We start from the raw sequence: 19,675 nt of genomic DNA on the forward strand, positions 1-19,675 counted from the left end.
CTATCGGCGCATCGCTTCGCCGTGCGCAGATGAGCCACCGAAACTCATAAGGAATGAGCAGGTGGCACACATCGCCGACCCTCTGTCCTGCGCCGATCCCCTCCTGACCGAGGCGCAGGCCGCACACCTCATGGCACTGAAGCAGACGACCCTCCAGCAATGGCGCATCCGGGGCACCGGCCCGGCCTACATCAAGCTCGGCTCGGCGGTGCGCTACCGCAGCAGCACGCTCCAGGCGTGGCTCAACGACCGCACCGTGAGCACGGCCAAGGACCTCCCGGAGCGCGGTCGTGAAGCCGCCACCGTGGCCGCCGGCGGCGGCTTCACGACCGCCGCCGAGATGCGCGAGGAGGACGAGCGGGAGGCTGCCTTGCTGGCACGCGGCGGCGGCTTCACGACCGCGGCCGGCTACCGCGCGAGCCTCCCCCTGGCCGGCTCCCCTGCCGCCGCCCTGGCGATGGCCGCCGACGAGGGAGCCCGGGCGTGAGCTTCGATCCGATCCTCTCTTCTGTCGTGACGCACGACCGCGACGGGCGCCCGATCCAGCAGCACGCCTGGTGCGACTGGTGCGAGGACATCCGCAGCCACAGCCCCACCCCCGGCCATCGCTGCGCCCACTGCACCCGCGCCGACTGCCCCTATCGCCGCTTCGGCTACACGCTCGCCCCGGCGGGCAAGGCCGCGACCCCCGAGGCCGTGCGCCCGGCCCGGATCTTCGTCGGCGCGCGCAGCTCGCTCGCGCACCACCTCGGCACCGTCGCGCCCGCGATGCGCAACGCCTTCCTGCGCCCGCTCCTCGGGCCGAACCTGGAGCGGCGCATCGGCAGCGCCCGCGTCGCCGCGCGGACCGGGCTGTGGTGGATCGACCCCGACGTCTTCCCGGCCGAGGGCGAGGCGAAGGCCCGTCCCCGCATGCGCCCGGTCGTCACCGGGTCGGACGTCGCAAGCCTGCTGGCGGCGCTCTACGGCCTCGCGCTGGGCGTGATCGCGGTGCGACTCCTCGAGGCGGTGACCGGACTCAAGCTCGACGCGCACGCTAAGCTCGCCATCGCCGCCGAGGTCGAGGCGTCGCAGGCGCGCCAGGCGGAGGGCGACCGATGAGCCGTGCCCCTCGCCGCCCGGGCGAGCGCCGCACGGTCGCGATCGCGCGCATCGCCGATCGCGCGCTCGGCAGCGCCTCCGACATCCTGGCGCGCTGGCTGCCCGATGGCCGCCGCCAGGGCGCGGAATGGGTCGCCCGCAACCCGACCCGCAGCGACGCCCGGCCGGGCTCGTTCAAGGTCAACACGGTCACGGGCCGGTGGGCCGACTTCTCCACGGGCGAGCGCGGCGGGGATCTCGTCTCGCTCGCCGCCTACCTCTTCAGAAAAAACCAGGTCGAGGCCGCGTGCGGCATCGCCGAGATGCTGGGCGTGAGTGCGTATGACTAACCCCTTCGCCCCGCTCCACGGCGCCGGCGCGCCTGCGGGTAAGGCCAGCGCCAAGGCCAAGCCGCCGGCCTTCGCGGTCATCACGCCGGTGCCGGCGGACGCTCCGGTGGCGCCGACCCGTCACAAGGATCTCGGGCTGCCGTCCGCGACGTGGACGTACCGCGACGCCGCGGGCCGCCTCCTCGGCTACGTCTGCCGCTTCGAGAAACCGGCCGGCGGCAAGGAATTCCGGCCCCTGACCTTCGGCCGCCCGGCCGATGGCAAGCCCGCGTGCTGGCGGTGGCTCAGCTGGCAGAACCCCCGCCCGCTCTACGGCCTCGACCGCCTGGCGGCCCACCCCGGCGGGCGGGTCGTCGTCACCGAAGGCGAGAAGAGCGCGGACAGCGCGGCGCGGCTCCTGCCGGACCTCGTCGTGGTCACGGCGCCGAACGGGTCGTCGAACGGCCAGCACGCCGACTGGGGGGCGCTCAAGGGCTGCGATGTCGTGATCTGGCGCGATGCCGACGAGCCCGGCCTCGCCCATGCCGAGACGATCGCCCCACTCATCCTCGCGGCCGGCGCGGCGTCGGTCGCCATCGTCCATCCGCCAAAGGGCGCGAGCGGGGGGTGGGACGCCGCCGACGCCGAGGCCGAGGGCTGGACGCCGGAGCAAGCCGCGACCTTCCTCGCCACCGCGAGCAAGGTCGCGGCGAAGGCGGAGACCCCGCCCGCGCCCAAGGCCGCCCCGAAGGCGAAGGCGGCGGCGCGGCCCTCCGCTCCGGCATCCGAGGACGCGCCCGAGCGCAAGCGGGCCCCGGCGCAGCGCGACGCCGTGATGGGAATCATCGAGCGCTGCACCCTCTGGCACAGCCCCGAGCGGGAGGCCTTCGCGACCTACGCGGTGGGCGATCGGGTCGAGACTTGGCCGATCCGGTCGAGCACGTTCCGGGACTGGCTGTCCTGGCAGAGCTACAAGGAACTCGGCACGGTGCCGGGGACGTCCTCGATCGACGACGCATTGCGCACGGCCTGCGCGCAGGCGACGAACGAGGGGCCGCGCCAGGAACCGTGGATGCGCACCGGCATGCGCGACGGGCGGCTATATCTCGACTTGTGCGACGAGGCATGGCGCGCCGTCGAGATCGACGCGAGCGGCTGGCGGGTCCTGGAGCGCCACGGCTTGCCGTTCACGCGCACGCCCTCGATGCAGCCGTTGCCGGCCCCGTGCGAGGACGATGCATGCAGCATCGACGAGCTGCGCTCCTTCATCAACACCGCCGCGGAGGAGGACTTCACCCTCGTCGCCGGGTGGCTCGTCGGGGCGCTGCGCAACCGCGGGCCCTATCCAGTCTTAATTTTGAATGGACAGCAAGGAACCGGCAAATCATTCCTGACTAAACTCCTGCGTTCTCTCGTAGATCCTAATGTTGCTCCGATCCGATCGGCGCCTGATAAGGATCGCGACCTGCTCACCGCGGCGATCAACGCTCACATGCTGGTGATCGACAACATGTCGACAATGCCGAACTGGCTCGCCGACGCCCTGTGCCGGCTCGCGACCGGCGGCGGCTTCGGCGTGAGGACGAACTACACGGACAAGGAAGAGACCGTCCTCAACGCGACGAAGCCGATTTTGCTGAACGGAATTCCAAGCTTGGTCGACCGCCCCGACCTCGGCGACCGCGCCGTGACGATCCGCCTGTCCCCGATCTCGGAGGAGGCGCGCCGGCCGGAGGACGAGATTGATGCAGCCTGGGAGGAGGCCCGGCCGCGCGTGCTCGCCGCCCTGTGCGACGCCCTCTCGGCCGCGGTGCGCAACCTGTCGAGCGTGAGGCTCACCCGCTCGCCGCGGCTCGCCGACTTCGCCAAATGGGTGACGGCGGCAGAGCAGGGCCTCGGCTGGGAGCGGGGCACCTTCGTCGACGCCTACGCCTCGAACCGGAAGGATATCGCGGACTCGGCGTTCGAGGCGAGCCCGGTCGCGATGGCGATCGCCGCGCTCCTGGACGATCGCGAGCTGTTCCACGGTCGCGCGATGGACCTCCTCCCCCTCCTCAGGGACAAGGCGGACCCCGCGATCACGAGCCAGAAGTGGTGGCCGCAGACGGCGCAGTCCCTCGGCAACCAGCTCGATCGCGTCATCCCCACCCTCAAGACCCGCGGCATCACCGTGGAGCGCCGGCACTCAGGGGACCGGTTCATCACCATCGCGCGGGTGAAGAAGGACGGGAGCGGCCCGGCGTAGCCCTTGAGCTCGACGCCGGGCCGCGACTTGCGGCTACGGATTCCTGGTCAGGCTGCCGAGGGTGGGCCGCCCGTCTCCTCGCGGATCACCCTCGCGAGGAGGGACCCGCGATGGCGGGGTAGGCGGCGGCGGGAAAGGTCGGCGATCGCTTGATATCAAAACGTCAAAGCGTCGAGACCTCTGTACGTCGAGAAGCCTATTTGGATCCCGCCGAGAAGGCCGATCGGTGATCGTGACTCGACACCCGTTGCGGCGGCGCCCGGCTCCGATCCGTTGCGATCGGGCCAGTAATCGATCGGCTCCGCATCGGCGCCGTCCTCGTCGTCCTCGCCTGAGACCTCCATATCCTCGATCGCTGCGCCCCAGACCATCAGTCGGTCGAACAGAGCTGCGCCAGACGCGAAGCGTAGCTCGACCCCTCCCGAGGGGAGCGGGCGGACCGTCTCCAGCCGCTCTATCAGCGCTGTCAGGAGATCGGCCGCCTCGCGCTGGGCCGCCGCCAGGGGACAGGCGGAGGCGGGGGGAGGCGCCGGCCGGGCCGCGAGCCACAAGGTGATCCGGTCGAGTACCCGCGCAGTCACGTCGGCGCGGATCGCGAAGCCATTGCCGCCAGGATCGGGGGCCGCACCACAGAGCACTGCGTCGAGGAGGCGCACCGCCTCGCGAGCTGCGGACAGGACAATCCGGGCACGAGGGTGGATGGAAGCCATCGGCGCCGACCCTTACGCAGCCGAGAAGTGGCCGGGTACCTTGGACGTCGTACGGGCCTGCGCGGCGTACAGGCCGAGCACGAGCCCCGCCAGTTCCTGCGGAACTCCGGGCTCGAGCGCGGTGAGCGGCAGGGGTTGCGGCGAGGCCGCCCGCTCGATCAGGTGCTCAACGAGGTCGAGGCCGGCGGTCCACAAAGCGAGCCGGTCGTGCATGGCGAGGCTGACGGTGATGGCGATGTCGTAGCCGCCAGCCGGCGCGGCGACCACGTCTCCAATGCCGTCGAAGATCTCAGGCAAGAGGCGCTCCGCCTCGCGCAGCATCGGCAGGAGCGTGCCGGACCAAGCGCCGGAGGCGTCAGGCGGCCCCGCTGCGGGCGGGGTGAGGTCGAGGCCCGCCACACAGTCCGGCAGGTCGTCGAGGACACCGTACGGCACCCATATCGCAATCCTGGCGACATCGCCGGCAATGACGGGCACGCGGGCCCCCTCGACGAGGGCGGCGAGGAGGCGCAGCGCCTCGCATGGCGCCAGCCTGCCCGGCCCCACCGGGCAGGCACGCCCATCTCCGGCCGCCCCTCGCCGTCCCTGCGCCTCCTCTGCACAGGCACCCTCGCCATCCATCAGGCCAGGCATCATCCTCTCGCAGCCATGGGTCATGGCGCGTCCTCCCCTTCGGGTGATCATGTCGTGCGGAGTCGAGAAGCCGGCCGCCGCGGGATGCAGGGCCGGTGCAGAAAGCCGCGACCCTCAGGCCGTGGCAGGTCGGAGCATGCGCCTGAGGCGAGCGAAATCGCCTGACCTCAACGCGGCGCTGGCAGAATCACTTCAGGCTAGGGCATAGCTGTACCGTACGAAGCCCACGGCCATGGCGCTTGGCTCACGTCGGTAAAAAATACTGGTGTCGCACCGACCTGTTAACGAGTAGGGCGTTAGAGGTATGGCGTCAAACCATTTTACCGAGATCGAGCGGAGCCCAGCCGATGATGATGGAACCGGGATCCATGGCAGTCACGGCGGCGCAGGTGCGCGCAGCGCGAGGCCTCATCGCTTGGTCGCAAACAAAACTCGCCCTAGCCGCGGGTGTCGGAAAGTCGACGGTTGCCGACTTCGAGCGAGGCGTCCGTGAGCCAATCAAGAACAATTTGCTTGCTATGGAACGTGCTCTTGAAGAAGCTGGCGTATCCTTCACAAATGGTGATGAGCCGGGCGTAAAGCTGCGCAAGCAGCCGTGATCAATGCGTCCTTCAGGTCGCCGCGGCGCGCCGTGGCCCCTACGCCACATTTCGATGGGGCGCTGCGTGATTCCGATGCAACAGATTTGACGCCTGGGATCGCTTTACGCCACGCTGTCAAACCGGGCTGCGCTCCGATGCGAGTCGCGGACCGGACACGAGGAGAACCACCGCCGCTGCAGTGACCCCTTGAAACGCCAACGGCCCCCCGTCGCCAAACGGGGGGCCGTGGAGCCGCCGTAGAGGCGACGTCGAGGCAACTGAACACCCTCGATATCGCCAGAGCACCCCTCGGGTGTCAAGCCGGAATGCCAATTCCGGCAACGGTGGAGGCGTGCCTTGGTGAACGGAATCGCCATCCGGCGGCGCCGATCGCTCTGCCGCGGCCCGAGAGGGCCGATTGATGACGCATGCCATAAGGGCAGGGACGATCCTGCTCGAGGACCAGATCCGCGCAGAGCTCGCGACGGCGACGCTTGCGCAACTCGACCATCAGGCCGCACGCCTCTGGAAGGAGCACGCGGCCGGCACACTGGACGAGACGGCCGTCGACCGGCTGTCACAGGAAATCCACGCGCTGAAGGCCGCGCGGCGGTCATGGCGGACGCCGGTGACCGCCCCCCCTGGTCAGGCCGTCGAGGCGAACCGAGGCGACCAGCCAGCACCAGGTGCAGCCGCGAAGCCGCCGCGGACCTGGTCGCTCTTCCCTGCGAAGCGACCCGCCCAGCGCTCGCCGGACCATGCCAAGTCGCGGGAGCGCGCCCGGACGCTCGCCGCCGCCTCCGGCCTCCCTCCTGCGCTCGCATGGCAGTTCACGCCAGGGGAGCAGGCAGCTCTCTTCGTCATCGCCGCGGAGTGCTACGCCCGAGGTCTATGCGACCGCTGCCACGACGAGATCGCGGCGCGTGCCGGGGTCTCGACCTCGACGGTCAAGCGAGCGCTACGTCTCGCGAAGCGGCTCGGCCTCGTCCGGATCGAGGAGCGGCCGCAGGAGCGAGCCAAGCACTTGCCGAACATCGTGCGGATCATCTCGAAGGAGTGGGCTGCCTGGATCGCGAAGCGCAAGCCTATAGGGGGTCAGGCTCGAACCGCCACGGGAAGAGAGGATTCTCAGAAGAGGATTTTAGGTCAGCGCGTCGTTCGAGGGGCAGCTTCCAGCCGTTCAACGTACCATCAGAATCCAACTGTCGGGACAGCCTCGATTCCAGGATGGAGAAAGCACCGATGATTGCGGCTGGTCCCTGGAATCTACGTTTGTACACATCGTGCGGCCCTCCCCGGAGACTGGATTTGGGGGAGGAGACTGGCGCTCCCGACACGCCGCTCGAGGTAGCGCTCGCCCGGCGGCAGCGAGCCATGGAAGGCAGACCCGCATCCCACAAGCGCGAGGCGCACGCCTCAGACGCGACACGAGCAGGCCATGACACAATACTCTGACCCCTTAAGTGAACACCGGAGAGCACTCGGAACACTTTCGTTCGGCCAAGCGCCGGACGATTGGTTTGATATTCTAGCTTCTAAATATCCTGATTTTGACCCCCCGTTACTTCATAGAAAAATCGCTAAAGACAAGAATTTTTTGTCTGTTATTTTGTCTGACATTAGCGGACATAAGGACGTAAATATTCCAAAAAACGCCCTAGACATTGATAAGGAAATAAGATTTCTGTTTTCCCCCCAAGAACGCAAGCCGGAAAAAGTCGGAGCCAACTTAAAAGAGGTGTATGTCATAGATCCGCCTGTGATACGGGGAGATCTAGAGCTTCGGCAGGTGGGTATTGAGTGCCCTTATAAATTTGCGAGAGATTCCCTTGTAAGTGCGATAGTGGAGGCAGATCAAGATACAGAGCAATACTATTTCGAAAGAGAATATGCAAATAATGGAATGAGAGACCCACTTAATACACTCAGGATCGCGAAGGGTGCATTGGAGGATGTACTATATAAGCATTCGGCTCGTATCGCATATGAATTAAAGAATCGCGAAAGAATTACAGACACGGAGAGTGAAATAAACTATTTCAATCCTCTATTTTATGCAATAGGTTTAATCGATAGTCTAGAAACAGAATTCAGTGATGTCGTTCTTTCGAAGAAGAACGGAAAACCACCCGACGTATGGGAGAAAAGTTATGTCGAAAGAATGGGCTACGCTTGGCATCGACTGACAAAGAGGCATCCGGGCAACAATAAGCCATTCAGAGATTTCTTGAAAAGCGGTCTCAAGTCCGTCTACACAGCATATAACAAGAAATATGAAATCGAAGGAATGAAGTGGGAGAGTTACATCAAATATGTGGTCGATCGAGTTAGGAAGGGAAGGGGGTGGGATTATTTTGAGCCGGAGGGAGTTTTGAGAAGGTCGCTCCCGGAGCATGATAATTTCCAGGTGCAAGGTTGGAGTGATCGCTATGGTTTCCTTTATTTATCGAGGCAACAAATTGAAACCAATAAATGCGCTGCTGATCCGAGTGAGATTGTCAAGCCGTATCCGTGCTCTCTGCCGCCTATGATATACAGAATTCCGTTCCATTTCCCCAATCATCATGAGCGAAAACCTTACAAATCCAGAAAGCCGCGAGCCCCTGGCACACCCCCCACGTCTCGCGGAGGGAGGTGATTTCAGGGTGGAGAGTTACGCCGCCTCTCCCGCAGGCTCGACTAACCGTCCCGCTCCAGCTTCTCGGCGATCACCTGAGGATCCAGATGTTGCGCGGCAGCCTGACCGCGCTGGCCCTCCGGGCCCGCTCCAGGCGCTCGGACAGGTCACTGCCGGCCGGAAACTTCAGCGGGTGCTGCGCGCCCGTCGCCTCGCGTGCCTTCGGCTCGGGAGCCGGGACGGGGCGGACCCTCAAATATGCTATAACGGCAGCTTGCTCGCTCGCATGCTAAACGTCTTGCTATCAAAACGTCTTGATGTTTCGGTGTCAATACGTATACCGGCGCAGGACGTCGCAGATCGCCTCCTCGGCGGGCGCTTGGGCAACTCTGTCCCGATTAAGAGCGAACTAAAAACGCGGCCTCGCCTTCGCGCAGGCATACCCGATGTCGGGCTTCCCCTCCTGCATCAGCGTGGCCTTTCCCGTCAGGCGATCGACCTTGAAGGCCCAGTGGCTGCCCCAAGCGCCGCGCTTCCTCTGATTGGGGGAGTAGAAGCCGCCGTCGAACCGCAGGCTTGAGACATCGGCCGCGTAGCCCGTGATTCCGCCGAGATGGTCCGCGTAATCCTGCCAGCGGTCGACGACCTTGGCGAGCGAGGCGGAGCCGGTCGGGTAGGAGAGGCCATACCCGCCGTTCGGGGCGCAGGGCGTCATGTCGGCGACGAAGTCGCCCTTGATGCAGCTCAGGACCCGACCGAACTTCCGCTCCCCGTCGAGGGTCATAATCACATCGGGCTGCCCCTTGGCCTGGCACCGGATCACGTCCTTGGCCGAGGCCGGCCGATCAGCGGAGGCCAACGCCAGGGCCGTGACCAGCCCACCTATTGCCATCTTGATAGCAAGACGCTTTGACAATCTAACCTCTCACCATCAATGCCCGTGCCGGCGTAGCACGTCGCGGATCGCCTCCTCGGCAAGCGCCTGAGCGGTCGTGTCCTGATCGAGCGCGATCTGGCGCAGTGCCTTGCGCTCGGCCGGCGTCATCCGGACGATGATCTGGACCCGCTCCTCGCCCTTGCCGCCGGCGGGCGCCGTGGCTGCGGCCGGAGCAGGAGCAGCGGCGTCCGCCTCCGGGATGAGAGTCGTGGGCTTCTTCGCGAACCGCTCGTTCAGGCTCGGGCGCGCCGATGTCGTCTTCGCCATGTCCCTACCCTTCCAGGTGCTGCCGGATCTCGGCCCACAGCGCCAGCATCTCGGCTGCCGCCCGGCCCTCCGGCTCGAATTCCGTCACCGCCTGGCCGCCGATGACCGCGTGCGAGAGCGCCACCCGCTGCGAGATCACCGAGCGGGCGACGGTCGCCCCCATGCCGGTCAGGGCCTCGCGCGCCTCGACGACGATCGCGGGCTCGGAGGCGCCGGTGCGCGGTGGGCAGTGGTTCAGGACGGCGAGCGGCGTCTTGCCGATACGGCGCGCCAGGTCGAGCGTCGTTGCCACCGCAGCGAGATCGAACGGCCCCGGCCGGGTTGGCACGAGGACGAGGTCGGCCGCGCGCATCGCCTCGGCGATCGCGGTCTCGGCGTGCGGCGGCGTGTCGATGATGGCGTAGGTCATGCCCTCGGCCCGCGCGTCCGGCAGTAGACCTGCGAGCTCGCGCGCCTCGCACTCGACGAGGGCGGGCGTATCGCCCTCGCGGGCGTCCCACCACCACTTGAGCGAGCGCTGCGGGTCGGTGTCGAACAGGAGCGCGCGCCCGGCGGCGATCACGCCGAGATGCGCCGCCAGTGTGGTCTTGCCGACCCCGCCCTTGCGCGCTGCGATCGTGATGGTGTGCATGCTGGGCGTCTCGCCGTCCTGCCGGTTCGATACCATGACGGCACGACCTTAAGCCGTCAATCGTTCAAGGCATCTACACAGCTTGCTATCAAGACGGCGAGAGATGCGAGCCGGGCGCCGGCAGCGCGTGGCGACAGCGAGCGCCTACGCAGTGCGCTGTCGCCCCTCATCGTGGCCGAGGACGAGCCGGCGCTCGTCTACTGCGATACGGCCGGCCGCCACAAGGCGTTGCGCCTCGCTGAGGTCTCCCTCGCGGAGATGAAACTCTCGCTCGTCGAGGCGCAGGCGCGGATCGCGCGCACGTCTCGCGCTGTAAACCTGACGCCTGCACGAATACCCCAAGACCCCAATCCTCGCCCCGATCGGAAGGGGTGACCCTTCCGCGTTTTCAGGGCCTGACCATTCTCCGGCGTCGCGAACCTGCCCCTGACGATCAATCGTCAGGATTGGGAGCCATTTCACCCGAAAGAGAGGGATGCGGGGTTGAAAGCCGCGCCGCTCGATGCAATATGCCGCTTGAAGCGGCTGCCGCGAGCGTTAGGATCGCAGGTCACCGAGCCTTATGGCTGGCCTGCAGGTCTCAATGCGGAAGTGTCTCGGTAGCACTCGGACGGGTTCGCGCCGTCCCAGCCGCGTCTCAACACAACCGCATTGTATCGCTCACGGCTTCATGTAGAGCATGGGTTCCCGCGCGACGCGCTTGGGAATGGCGGTCGTGACGCTCCAGAAGCCACGCCCGACGGGCCCCTTGTGCTCGACGACCGCGCAATGGTCCCGGCCGCCCACCTGGTAGACCAGGATCAGCCGACCGTGATCGCCGCGCAGGATCTTGGTCCAGCCCTTGGCGATCGCCTGGACGAACGCGAGTGCGGTGTTGAAGCCGACACCCTTGAGCTGCCGCATGCGGTTCGGAGTGGTCTCGATGTGGGCCGCACCCCACCCTCGGGGGCCGGGCACGCCCTCGAGGAGCTTGATGGCCCCGGGAGCCACGCCGCAGGCCGCCGCCGCCAGCGCGTCGATGTGGCCGAGGATGGACGTGTCGGGGCCCTTGCCGCGGCGGCGTCTCGTGGTAGCGGGGGGCTTGGAAGCGGAGGTGTCGACGTCCGGGGCAGCAGCCTCGGGGAGAGGGCACGCGTCGTCGAAGCTCGCCGCGAGCGAGCGGGATGAAGAGTCGGGGGTCATCGGGAAACGCTTTCGGTGAGGCGCTCGCCCTCTCATCAAACGAGCAGGGGAGGCGGGACAATCGGAAAATCAAAGACGAAATGTGAAATATACTGGGGTACTAAAACGCAGCGCAAAGCGCCGCAGGTTTCATATGGCTTAAGCCCGGCCCGGCGTCAACCCCTGTTCGTCGGTCGGGTGCCGCGTCAGGCCTCGACGCGCGCGAGCAGGATCGCCGTCTTCACCGCGGGTCCAGGATACGCGATCGCATAGGCGCCGAAGCAGTCCTTCTGGAGAGGAATGCTAACCTGATAGCAAGACACCAAGAACGCTTAACGTCTTGCTGTTTATACGTCAGTCCATCAGCTCAAGGCCGAGCTGCCACGCCACTCATCATCTCAAGCCCGTCACCCCGTTGCCCAGGAACGTCAAAGGCCCCGCCAGCGCGAGCTGGCGAGGCCTTCGTTTAGGGCCAGCCATAGGACGGCCGACCCCTTAGGTCCCCGAAGGGATAGATCTTCTAGATGGGCTATCCGGATCCGGATTTCAACGCCGAGGCGCCGCCATTCCGAGGGCATACACCAAGCCGGCTTCGATCCGCTCCATGTCGTCTGCGCTCAGAACCTCGTCGAGACCCTGCCCGCCGGCCACTACCCGGTTGAGCCGGTCGTGCGAGACCGACATGACCGCTGCGCAGATGGCCCAGGTCGGCACCGTGAGGCTGGCGTAGACCCCAGCCGCGAAGGATACGTCGGCCGGGGTCGGGGCCGGCGGCGTGGAGGCCGAGAAGGGGACGACCACGCACCGGCCGGGGCCCTGGCCGTGGCGTCGGTTGTGCGATCGGGGAGAGACCACCACGACGCGGCGGGTCTTGCGCATCTCCGGCGGGATGCGCGCCATGTCGAAGTGGCAGAGGAGGATCAGTCCCCGGCGGGGGACGAACGCGATGGCCATGGCCCCGCTTAAACTGCTCCGCCCGGCTTGCCGAGCGTCCCGGTTCCGGCACGCCCGCCGGCAAGGTAGGCTTAACCGTAGAGCCTGATAGGCTCCTCACACGACGCGAGAGCCCGCCCAGCCGGGGAGCAGAATGCCGATCCGGCCGGAGCACCGCTTCTTCTATCCCATCGACTGGCCCCAGCTCTCCGACGCAATCCGCTTCCGTCGGGCGCGGGGCCGGTGCGAGGAATGCGCCCGTCCACACCTGCAGCGGGTCTTCCATCTCGGCGACGGCCGGTGGTGGGATGCCGAGATCTCGGGCTGGCGCGATGGTCAGGGGCGCCGACTCCGGCAGCGGTTGCGCGATGAGGACCTGCTTGCCCGGATCCGTATCACGAAGGTGGTGCTGGCTGCCGCTCACCGCGACCACGACACCGCCAACAACGAGGACGCCAACCTGGCAGCGTTCTGCCAGCGTTGCCACATGCTGCACGACCGCGACGAGCATCAGCGCCGCCGCTGGCGGACGCTGTTCCGGCGCAAGGCCATGGGCGACCTGTTCCAGGGGCCGTACCCGGCGGCCTGAGGGCGGTTGGCTCGTATGCGGAGGCCCGTGACGTCGGCGGCTGCCGGCCGCGCCGCCCCGTAGCGAAGCGGGCCCTATGTGCCGGCCTCCGAGAGGAGACACCCATGCCCGACGAGAAGCCCAAGAACGAGGACGGCCCGGAGAACAGGCGCGGCGGCCAAGCGCAGGAGCCGCAGACCAACGATCGCATCGTCGATGGCCGCCTCGACCCCGACGCGCAATCGCCCCACGACGAGCGCGCCAAACCCATCGACCGGAAGGAGAACGAACCGGCCTGACCGGCGGGGCTGGGTGAGGAACAAAGAAAACCCCGCCAGCCCGGAGGCTTGGCGGGGCGTGTCGTGTCCACACGACGGGGAGCCGATACGCGACGCTGCTCCCGGGCAGGATGGTGGGGGGTGGTTACCATCCTCCCAAGGAGGCCGCTGGATCGCCTGTTCCGTTACAGGCCTATCAGGGCTTTGGCAGTGTCCATGATCGTCATGGCGAGGCCGCCGGCCAGGCAACGAAGGCAAGGCCGTCACGGATATTCCGTGTGGAGGGATGGTCGGGCCCTAGCACCCGCTCGGTGATGGCCAGCGCCCGCTCGTACAGCGGCCGCGCCGCGTTCAGGTCGCCCTGGTCCCGGAGAAGGCCGGCGAGGTTGTTGAGGCTCGCGGCCGTCCTGGGGTGGTTGGGGCCCAGCACCCGCTCGGTGATAGCCAGCGCTCGCTCGTACAGCGGCCGCGCCGCGTTCAGGTCGCCCTGATCCCGGAGAAGGCTGGCGAGGTTGTTGAGGCTCGCGGCCGTATCGGGGTGGTTGGGGCCCAGCACCTGTTCGGAGATGGCTAGGGCGCGCTCCTGAAGCGGTCGCGCCGCGTTCAGGTCGCCCTGATCCCGGAGAAGGCTGGCGAGGTTGTTGAGGCTTATGGCCGTGGCGGGGTGGTCGGACCCCCGCACCCGTTCCGTGATGGTTAGGGCACGCTCGAACAGCGGCCGCGCCGCGTTCATGTCGCCCTGATCCCGCAGCAGGAGAGCGAGATTGGCTATGATTACGGCCGTATCGGGGTGGTCAGGACCCAGCACCCGCTCGGTGATGGTCAGGGCGCGCTCCTGGAGCGGTCGCGCCCCGGCTAGGTCGCCCTGGTCCCGCAGCAGGATGGCGAGGTTGCTGAGGCTCGCCGCGGTGTCGGGGTGATCAGGCCCCAGCACCCGCTCGCGGACAGCCAGGGCGCGTTCGAGCAATGGCCGCGCGCCGTCTGGATCGCCCTGATCCTGAAGCAGGTTGGCGAGGTTGTTGAGGCTCGTGGCCGTGGCGGGGTGGTCGGGCCCCAGCATCTGCTCGCGGACAGCTAGGGCGCGCTTGAACAGCGGCAGCGCCCCGGCCAGGTCGCCCTGGTCCCGAAGCAGGCTGGCAAGATTGTTGAGACTCGCCGCGGTGTCGGGATGGGCGGGCCCACGCACCCGCTCGCGGACAGCCAGGGCGCGTTCGAGCAATGGCCGCGCGCCGTCTGGATCGCCCTGATCCTGAAGTAGGAGGGCGAGGTTGTTGAGGCTCGTAGTCGTGTTGGGGTGGTCGGGCCCCCGCACCCGCTCGGTGATTGCTAGGGCGCGCTCGTGGAGCGACCGTGCCTCGGCCAAGTCCCCCTGGTTCCGGAGCAGGCTGGCGAGGTTGGCGAGGATTGCGGCCGTGTCAGGGTGGTCGGGCCCCCGCACCCGCTCGATAATGGCCAAGGCACGCTCCAACAGCGACCGCGCTGCCGCGTACACCGCCAGTACCACTTGCCGGTAGCTCGCAAGCCGGTCGAGCAGCCAGGCACTCGCTACCTCGGCCCTGCTCGGCGGCGCGGCCTCGCCCCCCACTAGATCCAGCGCCAACCCGTCCAGCCGCCGCGCCCGAGGCCATACTCTCGGATCCTCGACGTCCCGCGGGTAGACGGTCGCCAGTGCCGCCACCAGGGCCCGTCGCATCTCCTCGCGCGCTCCCCTCTCTGCCGGGGCCGCGACCTGCCGTACCAGCCGGTGCAGCCGCACGCACTCGGTCGACACCCCCGCCTCACGCTCGTCCGACACCGCCTCGCGCTCCACCAGCGCGAACGCCCGCAGCGCCGCAACCGCCTCGTCCAACCCGTCCCCCGCCAGCGCCGAGGCCAGCGGCTCGCCGAGCTCCCCGCGCGCCTCCGCGAACAAGAACAACGGTAGCGGCTCGGGTGCCAGCAGGGCGGCATGCGCCAGAAGCCCGGCGGCCCCGGGATGCAGCCGGCTCGCCTCCGCGATCGCCAGCCCGAAGGTCTTGGCTACTGTGAGCCCGTCGGGGTGATCTTCGGCATGGTAATCGTCCACGGCGTCGGCCTGCGCGTCGAGCAGCCGGGCCGGTGCCTCCTCGAAGCGTCTCAGATACTCGGCCAGGGAGACACCGAGGCGTTCGCAGTAGGCGGCGGCCTGCTCGTGGGCCAGCGGCAGCCCGCCCAGCGCCTCGGCCAGCGCCAGCGCCGCGTCCTGCTCGCCGGCGCGGCCGGTGCGCTTCACGAGGTACTCGGCCCCGACCGCCGGCGGCCAGACCGCGAGTGGGAGCGGCGCGGCGAGCCTACCCCAGTCGGGGGCGTTCGAGGTCACCAGCACCTGCGCGGCCCCGCCCCGCGGCAGGTAGGGGCGCAGTCCCTTCGCACTCACGGCGTTGTCGTAGATCAGCAGGACGCCCTCGCCCTCGTGGCGCAGCCGCTCCAGGGTGGCGGCCAGCGCCGGCTCCTCCTTGTCGTCGGGTGTCACCCAGCCGAGGCGCAGGCCGAGGCCGACCAGGTCGGCGCGCAGGCCGGCGTCGGTCTGGGCGCGCAGCCACCAGGTGGCGCGATACCTGTCCCGGTGCTGCTCGGCGTAGGCGGCGGCCAGCGTGGTCTTGCCGACCCCGCGCAGGCCATGCACGGCGGTGATCGCCACCCGGCCCTGATCGCCCCCCAGGGCCGCCTCGAGTGCATCGAGCGCCGTCTCCCGGCCCACGAACAGCCGCGGTACCAGGATCGGAACGTTGGAGACCGCAGCTACCCTGCCGGGGAAAATTGCGGTTGCAGATGCCTGGGGCTGCGACAGGAATGCATGCAGGCGCTGGCGGGCGGCTTCCTCCGGCAGGTCGTACAATTCGCAGCGGCGGACGTGATCTGAGAGCGTCGGGAACCGGCACGGCTTGACTGCCACGAACAGCACGAAGCCCGGCCGCTTGGTGACCGCCTGCCACTGCGCGGCGCGGCGCTCCAGGCTCGAATAGGGCGCCTTGAGGTACTCGTCCGAGACGACGCACAGCACGCGGTCGGCGGCGTCGTGGCGCTGCTCCATCCAGGCGTAGATGTCGTCGCCCGCTGTGATCTCCCACTCGTGGATGTACGGGATATGGCCAAGCGCCTCAAGTTGCTTGCCAATCCAGAAGGCCCAGTCGCGGTCGCTTGCGGTGTAACTGACGAAGATGTCCGCCATGCCTTCCTGTCCCCCGCCGTGGTTCATCCCTCGGTGAGGTCACGCTGGGTTCGGCGGCGTCTTTGTCGAGACCTCATCCGGCCGGCCCTGCCAGTAGAGCTTCTGCTCCTCGGCGATAATGGCCTCCACGGCCTCGACGAAGCGCAGATACGCTTCCTCCTCCTCGGTCCCGCGGTAGGCTCCCGCCCCGTTCACATACAGCCTCTGTTCGCGCTTCATCCGCTCAGAGGCGGCGCGGTAGCTCGGCCATGTCTCATTGTAGCGGCTGATGCGCTGCCAGCCCTCGAGCAGGACCACCAGGGCCCCGAATGCAGCCGTCGCGACGGGCACCCAGTTGGCCGGTGAGGCGGGCAGCCAGCCGGCCGGGAGCACCTGGAGGAAGGAGGTGGCAGCTCCGGCGACGATCACCGCGAAACTGCAGGCCTGCGCGCGTGTCTTGTAGGCGGAGGCGCGTGTGCTGTACCAGCGTCTCTGCCCCTTGAGATCATTGTCGAGGTATTGCTCGCTCCGGGCCTGGCGGGCACCCGCGCGCGGCTCGCGTTCGTTCGCCTGGCCGGTCATTCTGACTCTGCGTCCCGTATCAGCACCATCCTGCACCGTTCTATGCCGGGCTTGCCGTCGACGTACAGGCTCCACAGGCTCCTATTGTAAACAACCGGGACCTCAGCCAGCTTGGTCCAAGGCTCACCGCGACGCAGACCGGTCGCGCCACCATGCAGGGCGCACGATCGTGCAAATCTTCATATCCGCGGTGTCCGACGAGTTCCTGGACTACCGCGAGCAATTGCGGCGCGACCTCACCCGACACAACGTCGAAGTCAAAATCCAGGAGGACTTCAAGGACTACGGCAGCCTCACGCTCGAGAAGCTCGACGTCTATATCACGGCTTGTGATGCTGTCGTTCACCTGGTTGGCGACATGACTGGAGCAGACGCGAGGCCACTCTCGGTGCAGGCGCTGTGTAACAGGTATCCCGCCTTGGGCGATGCGATCCCGCCGCTCCGCCGGGTGCTCGAGCGAGGCGAAGCGCTCTCCTACACACAATGGGAGGCGTGGCTGGCGCTCTACCACGGTAAGCCGCTGCTGATCGCCCAGGCGGACGAGGACGCGCCGCGCGGTCCGAACTACGCTCCCGACGCGGCCTCGCGGGCGGCCCAGCAGGTCCATCTGGCTCGACTCCGGGGAGTCGAGCGCTACCCGTCCTTGTTCACCAGCCCCGACAACCTCAGCCAGAAGATCTTCAGCTCATTCATCCTAGATCTGCTGGTGAAAGAGCGCGGCTCCGGCTTCCGGCCGCGGTTTGCCCTATCCAACGTTCCGATCCTTGTGCCTCGGCTGTTCGTGGGCCGTGAGGCGGCGCTCGCGGCACTCGAGGTGGCCCTGGGGAGCGATCAGGGCCGGGTGGCGATCACCGCTGTCCACGGCCTGCGCGGGGTCGGCAAGACCACCCTGGCCGCCGCCTACGCCGAGCAGCACCGGGACAGGTACCGCGCCACTTGGTGGCTGCGCGCCCAGACCGAAGCCGGCCTGCGCGCCGACCTGGTCGGCCTCGGCCTGCGCCTCGGCTGGGTGGCACCCGACGACAAGGAGGAGCCGGCGCTCGCCGCCGCCCTCGATCGGCTGCGCCACGAGGGCGAGGGCATCCTGCTGATCTACGACAACGCCCCCAACCGGCAGGCCGTGCGCCCCTACCTGCCGCGGGGCGGAGCCGCGCAGGTGCTGGTGACCTCGAACGCCCCCGACTGGGGTGGGATCGCCGAGCCAGTGCCGCTGGAGGTCTGGCCATCGGAGGTCGGGGCCGACTATCTCATGAAGCGCACCGGCCGCGCCGGTGAGCAGGGCGCGGCGCTGGAGTTGGCGGAGGCACTGGGCGGTCTGCCGCTGGCCCACGAGCAGGCCGCCGCCTACTGCGAGCGCCTCGGCATCTCCCTTGCCGAGTATCAGAGGCGCTTTGCCGCCACCCCGGCCCGGCTGCTCGACGCGCAGGCCGACGCAGTCGACGGGTACCACGCCGAGGATCATCCCGACGGGCTCACGGTGGCCAAGACCTTCACGCTGGCGATCGCGGAGGCGAGCCGGCTGCATCCCGGGGCCGCCAGTCTGCTGGCCCACGCTGCCCTGCTGGCGCCTGAGCCGATCCCCTTGTTCCTGTTCGCAGAGGCGCGCACCCACCTGGGCGAGCCGCCGGCCTCGGCGCTGGCAGGGGACGGGTTGGACGAGGCGGTGGCGGCGCTGCGAGCGTTCGCGCTGGTGGAGCGTGAGGCGGTAGTCGACGAACGCGAGGTGGGTCTGGTGACCGAGTGCGTGCGACTGCATCGACTGGTGCGGCAGGTCGCAGCCCCGCCGGAGGGTGCGGCGCGCGAGGAGATGCGGCGAGCCCTGGTAGCGGCGCTGGTGATCGTCTACCCGCAGGACATCAACGGCAATCTCGGGACGTGGCCTCGGGCGCGGCGGCTGGACGGGCTGGCGCTGGACTTGGTGGCTGGCGAGGCCGCGTCGCCAAGCGGTGCGGAAGTGTCGAGTGCCTGGCTGCTCGACCGGCTCGCGACCTACCGGCAGGTGGTACTGGCGGCGTACGCGGAGGCGCGGCTGCTGTTCGAGCGCGCTCTGGCCATCAATGAGCGGGTGTTGGGGTCCGACCACCCCGCCACGGCCACGAGCCTCAACAACCTCGCCCTCCTGCTCCAAGTTCAGGGTGATCTTAACGGGGCGCGACCGCTCCAGAAGCGCGCCCTGGCCATCGCCGAGCGGGCGCAGGGACCCGACCACCCCAACACGGCCACGAACCTCAACAACCTCGCCCTCCTGCTCCAGGTCCAAGGCGATCTGGCCGAGGCTCGGCCACTCTACGAGCGCGCCCTTTCCGTCCGCGAACGGGTGCTGGGACTCAATCATTCCGCCACGGCTACGAGCCTCAACAACCTAGCCTTCCTGCTCCGGTTGCAGGGTGACTTGGCCGGGGCTCGGCCACTCTATGAGCGCGCCCTTTCCGTCCGCGAGCGGGTGCAGGGTCCTGACCACCCCGCCACGGCTACGAGCCTCAACAACCTCGCCAGCCTGCTTCAGGCCCAGGATGACTTGGACGGGGCCCGGCCGCTATTTGAGCGCGCCCTGACCATCACCGAGCGGGTGCTGGGTCCTGACCACCCCGATACCGCCACAAGCCTCAACAACCTCGCTAGCCTGCTTCAGGCCCAGGGTGATCTGGACGGGGCCCGGCCGCTCTACGAGCGAGCGCGCTCCGTCCGAGAGCGGGTGCAGGGGCCCAATCACCCCGACACGGCCACGAGCCTCGCCAACCTCGCCAGCCTGCTCCAAGATCAGGGTGACTTGGACGAAGCCTGGCCGCTCTACGAGCGCGCTCTTTCCATCCGAGAGCGGGTGCAGGGGCCCAATCACCCCGACACGGCCACGAGCCTCAACAATCTCGCCAGCTTTCTCCGGGCCCGAGGTGATCTGGTCGGGGCGCAGCCGCTGTTCGAGCGCGCTCTTTCCGTCCGCGAGCGGGTGCTGG

19 protein-coding genes are annotated in these 19,675 nt (G+C 67.9%); 10 read left to right on the forward strand and 9 right to left on the reverse strand.

Annotated elements, in window-relative coordinates:
- Window positions 1-61: 61 nt before the first annotated feature.
- Genes HBB12_RS33895 through HBB12_RS33910 form a run of 4 tightly spaced genes read left to right on the forward strand, consistent with a single transcriptional unit; the run spans window position 62 to window position 3,654 of the window.
- Complete coding sequence (locus tag HBB12_RS33895; RefSeq protein ID WP_236993754.1) at window positions 62-487, forward strand: helix-turn-helix transcriptional regulator; 426 nt, start codon at window positions 62-64, stop codon at window positions 485-487.
- Complete coding sequence (locus HBB12_RS33900) at window positions 484-1,101, forward strand: hypothetical protein (protein WP_236993755.1); 618 nt, start codon at window positions 484-486, stop codon at window positions 1,099-1,101. The genes HBB12_RS33895 and HBB12_RS33900 overlap by 4 nt, the downstream gene beginning before the upstream one ends.
- Window positions 1,098-1,430 (forward strand): hypothetical protein, encoded by a 333-nt coding sequence (locus HBB12_RS33905; RefSeq protein WP_236993756.1) that lies wholly within the window; start codon window positions 1,098-1,100, stop codon window positions 1,428-1,430. The genes HBB12_RS33900 and HBB12_RS33905 overlap by 4 nt, the downstream gene beginning before the upstream one ends.
- On the forward strand, window positions 1,423-3,654 hold the full coding sequence (locus tag HBB12_RS33910; RefSeq protein WP_236993757.1) for an AICE element replication initiation protein: 2,232 nt from the start codon (window positions 1,423-1,425) through the stop codon (window positions 3,652-3,654). Before HBB12_RS33905 ends, HBB12_RS33910 begins: the two co-directional genes overlap by 8 nt.
- Before the next feature lie 155 nt (window positions 3,655-3,809).
- On the opposite strand, the gene HBB12_RS33915 is transcribed toward HBB12_RS33910, so the two are convergent.
- On the reverse strand, window positions 3,810-4,364 hold the full coding sequence (locus HBB12_RS33915; protein ID WP_236993758.1) for a hypothetical protein: 555 nt from the start codon (window positions 4,362-4,364) through the stop codon (window positions 3,810-3,812).
- A gap of 12 nt (window positions 4,365-4,376) precedes the next feature.
- On the reverse strand, window positions 4,377-5,021 hold the full coding sequence (locus HBB12_RS33920) for a hypothetical protein (RefSeq protein WP_236993759.1): 645 nt from the start codon (window positions 5,019-5,021) through the stop codon (window positions 4,377-4,379).
- 323 nt (window positions 5,022-5,344) lie between these two features.
- Here HBB12_RS33920 and HBB12_RS33925 point away from each other — a divergent pair, with 323 nt between their 5' ends.
- The 3 genes from HBB12_RS33925 to HBB12_RS33935 all read left to right on the forward strand — a co-directional run bounded on the left by HBB12_RS33925 (window position 5,345) and on the right by HBB12_RS33935 (window position 8,216).
- Complete coding sequence (locus HBB12_RS33925; protein WP_336886981.1) at window positions 5,345-5,596, forward strand: helix-turn-helix domain-containing protein; 252 nt, start codon at window positions 5,345-5,347, stop codon at window positions 5,594-5,596.
- Window positions 5,597-5,999: 403 nt separating this feature from the next.
- On the forward strand, window positions 6,000-6,824 hold the full coding sequence (locus HBB12_RS33930) for a hypothetical protein (protein WP_236993760.1): 825 nt from the start codon (window positions 6,000-6,002) through the stop codon (window positions 6,822-6,824).
- A gap of 192 nt (window positions 6,825-7,016) precedes the next feature.
- Window positions 7,017-8,216 carry a hypothetical protein gene (locus HBB12_RS33935; protein ID WP_236993761.1) on the forward strand — a complete coding sequence of 400 codons (1,200 nt, stop codon included), beginning with the start codon at window positions 7,017-7,019 and terminating at the stop codon, window positions 8,214-8,216.
- A 388-nt stretch (window positions 8,217-8,604) separates the two neighbouring features.
- Here HBB12_RS33935 and HBB12_RS33940 read toward each other — a convergent pair whose 3' ends face one another.
- From HBB12_RS33940 to HBB12_RS33960, 5 genes are all read right to left on the reverse strand, one after another.
- Window positions 8,605-9,111: a hypothetical protein gene (locus HBB12_RS33940; RefSeq protein WP_236993762.1), complete on the reverse strand. Its 507-nt coding sequence runs from the start codon at window positions 9,109-9,111 to the stop codon at window positions 8,605-8,607.
- A 15-nt stretch (window positions 9,112-9,126) separates the two neighbouring features.
- Window positions 9,127-9,399 (reverse strand): ribbon-helix-helix domain-containing protein, encoded by a 273-nt coding sequence (locus HBB12_RS33945; RefSeq protein WP_236993763.1) that lies wholly within the window; start codon window positions 9,397-9,399, stop codon window positions 9,127-9,129.
- 4 nt (window positions 9,400-9,403) lie between these two features.
- Entirely contained in the window at window positions 9,404-10,030 is a 627-nt protein-coding gene (locus tag HBB12_RS33950) for a nucleotide-binding protein (protein WP_236993764.1), read from the reverse strand.
- Between the two features lie 660 nt (window positions 10,031-10,690).
- Window positions 10,691-11,212, reverse strand: coding sequence for a hypothetical protein (locus HBB12_RS33955; RefSeq protein ID WP_236993765.1), 522 nt, complete (start codon window positions 11,210-11,212; stop codon window positions 10,691-10,693).
- A gap of 525 nt (window positions 11,213-11,737) precedes the next feature.
- Window positions 11,738-12,145 carry a type II toxin-antitoxin system PemK/MazF family toxin gene (locus HBB12_RS33960; RefSeq protein ID WP_236993766.1) on the reverse strand — a complete coding sequence of 136 codons (408 nt, stop codon included), beginning with the start codon at window positions 12,143-12,145 and terminating at the stop codon, window positions 11,738-11,740.
- 133 nt (window positions 12,146-12,278) lie between these two features.
- Between HBB12_RS33960 and HBB12_RS33965 the strand changes: the two genes are divergently transcribed.
- The gene (locus tag HBB12_RS33965; RefSeq protein ID WP_236993767.1) at window positions 12,279-12,713 is read left to right on the forward strand and encodes a hypothetical protein; all 435 of its coding nucleotides are present in this window, start codon (window positions 12,279-12,281) and stop codon (window positions 12,711-12,713) included.
- A 104-nt stretch (window positions 12,714-12,817) separates the two neighbouring features.
- The gene (locus tag HBB12_RS33970) at window positions 12,818-12,991 is read left to right on the forward strand and encodes a hypothetical protein (RefSeq protein ID WP_236993768.1); all 174 of its coding nucleotides are present in this window, start codon (window positions 12,818-12,820) and stop codon (window positions 12,989-12,991) included.
- A 202-nt stretch (window positions 12,992-13,193) separates the two neighbouring features.
- On the opposite strand, the gene fxsT (HBB12_RS33975) is transcribed toward HBB12_RS33970, so the two are convergent.
- Both fxsT (HBB12_RS33975) and HBB12_RS33980 read right to left on the reverse strand, forming a co-directional pair.
- Window positions 13,194-16,160 carry an FxSxx-COOH system tetratricopeptide repeat protein gene (gene fxsT / locus HBB12_RS33975; RefSeq protein WP_236993769.1) on the reverse strand — a complete coding sequence of 989 codons (2,967 nt, stop codon included), beginning with the start codon at window positions 16,158-16,160 and terminating at the stop codon, window positions 13,194-13,196.
- A 39-nt stretch (window positions 16,161-16,199) separates the two neighbouring features.
- Entirely contained in the window at window positions 16,200-16,721 is a 522-nt protein-coding gene (locus tag HBB12_RS33980; protein ID WP_236993770.1) for a DUF4231 domain-containing protein, read from the reverse strand.
- A gap of 169 nt (window positions 16,722-16,890) precedes the next feature.
- On the opposite strand from HBB12_RS33980, the gene fxsT (HBB12_RS33985) reads away from it, so the two are divergent.
- Window positions 16,891-19,675, forward strand: a 2,785-nt coding sequence (gene fxsT, locus HBB12_RS33985; RefSeq protein WP_236993771.1) for an FxSxx-COOH system tetratricopeptide repeat protein, incomplete at its 3' end; no start/stop codon positions are given.

It is taken from the genome of Methylobacterium sp. SyP6R, assembly GCF_019216885.1.
In the GTDB taxonomy this organism is placed as follows: domain Bacteria; phylum Pseudomonadota; class Alphaproteobacteria; order Rhizobiales; family Beijerinckiaceae; genus Methylobacterium.

What these genes read in the sequence shown, in the direction of transcription:
- HBB12_RS33905 (WP_236993756.1), top strand. Translation starts at nt 1,098, where the DNA reads ATGAGCCGTGCCCCTCGCCGCCCGGGCGAGCGCCGCACGGTCGCGATC.
- HBB12_RS33950 (WP_236993764.1), bottom strand. Translation starts at nt 10,030, where the DNA reads ATGCACACCATCACGATCGCAGCGCGCAAGGGCGGGGTCGGCAAGACC.
- HBB12_RS33925 (WP_336886981.1), top strand. Translation starts at nt 5,345, where the DNA reads ATGATGATGGAACCGGGATCCATGGCAGTCACGGCGGCGCAGGTGCGC.
- fxsT (WP_236993769.1), bottom strand. Translation starts at nt 16,160, where the DNA reads ATGGCGGACATCTTCGTCAGTTACACCGCAAGCGACCGCGACTGGGCC.
- HBB12_RS33960 (WP_236993766.1), bottom strand. Translation starts at nt 12,145, where the DNA reads ATGGCCATCGCGTTCGTCCCCCGCCGGGGACTGATCCTCCTCTGCCAC.
- HBB12_RS33980 (WP_236993770.1), bottom strand. Translation starts at nt 16,721, where the DNA reads ATGACCGGCCAGGCGAACGAACGCGAGCCGCGCGCGGGTGCCCGCCAG.
- HBB12_RS33955 (WP_236993765.1), bottom strand. Translation starts at nt 11,212, where the DNA reads ATGACCCCCGACTCTTCATCCCGCTCGCTCGCGGCGAGCTTCGACGAC.
- HBB12_RS33910 (WP_236993757.1), top strand. Translation starts at nt 1,423, where the DNA reads ATGACTAACCCCTTCGCCCCGCTCCACGGCGCCGGCGCGCCTGCGGGT.
- HBB12_RS33970 (WP_236993768.1), top strand. Translation starts at nt 12,818, where the DNA reads ATGCCCGACGAGAAGCCCAAGAACGAGGACGGCCCGGAGAACAGGCGC.
- HBB12_RS33920 (WP_236993759.1), bottom strand. Translation starts at nt 5,021, where the DNA reads ATGACCCATGGCTGCGAGAGGATGATGCCTGGCCTGATGGATGGCGAG.
- HBB12_RS33965 (WP_236993767.1), top strand. Translation starts at nt 12,279, where the DNA reads ATGCCGATCCGGCCGGAGCACCGCTTCTTCTATCCCATCGACTGGCCC.
- HBB12_RS33935 (WP_236993761.1), top strand. Translation starts at nt 7,017, where the DNA reads ATGACACAATACTCTGACCCCTTAAGTGAACACCGGAGAGCACTCGGA.
- HBB12_RS33945 (WP_236993763.1), bottom strand. Translation starts at nt 9,399, where the DNA reads ATGGCGAAGACGACATCGGCGCGCCCGAGCCTGAACGAGCGGTTCGCG.
- HBB12_RS33915 (WP_236993758.1), bottom strand. Translation starts at nt 4,364, where the DNA reads ATGGCTTCCATCCACCCTCGTGCCCGGATTGTCCTGTCCGCAGCTCGC.
- HBB12_RS33930 (WP_236993760.1), top strand. Translation starts at nt 6,000, where the DNA reads ATGACGCATGCCATAAGGGCAGGGACGATCCTGCTCGAGGACCAGATC.